Genomic DNA, 629 nt, shown 5'->3' with positions numbered 1-629 from the left:
TCGAAAGAAAAAGTGTTGTTTTTAGAACTGTTATTTGTTAGACTAAACATATGGGTTTCCTTTCTGATTGTGATTTTGTTGATGCTTATATCATAAAGGGGAACCCTTTTTTTGTCCAGTCATATGTCTCACCCAATGGGTGAAAATCAAAAACTTCTAGAAACCTTGATCTATCAGGGATTCTGGAAGTTTTGTAAGCGCCCAATAACAGGGTACATCAAAAAACCTCCAAGATTGTAAGCAGCTTGCTTTGAATCTTGGAGGTTTCTTTAACGACAATGCTCTTGTATTTGTTTTGCCCATGGTAAATAAGCCTCTAGAACCTCCTTTTTTTCGAGAGTCTCCTCGTTTGGTAAATGTTCTAGTAGGAAAACTATATATTTTTCACTGTCCACTTGGTGGAGTTTGGCTGTCTCAATTAGAGTCATAATAATCGCACTAGACTCTGCTCCCCCTAAACTCTGGGAGAACAACCAATTCTTGCGTCCCATTACTAAGGATTTGATTGCTCTTTCTGCCAAATTATTGGATAGAACGAGACGTCCATCCTCTAGTACAGTTTTGAATGTGGACTCATAATCCAAACTGTATTTGAGAGCACGGCCTAACTTGGATTCTGGTAAGACATA

General features: G+C 38.3%; 1 protein-coding gene. It reads right to left on the bottom strand.

The features are described from left to right. Positions 1 to 269 precede the first annotated feature (269 nt). Positions 270 to 629 (bottom strand): IS66 family transposase (locus E5983_RS09350; protein WP_160332692.1); only part of this gene is annotated, 360 nt, incomplete at its 5' end.

Origin of the sequence: Streptococcus danieliae, assembly GCF_009767945.1 — a bacterium.
In the GTDB taxonomy this organism is placed as follows: domain Bacteria; phylum Bacillota; class Bacilli; order Lactobacillales; family Streptococcaceae; genus Streptococcus; species Streptococcus danieliae.
This window is presented reverse-complemented; position numbering and strand designations above follow the sequence as displayed.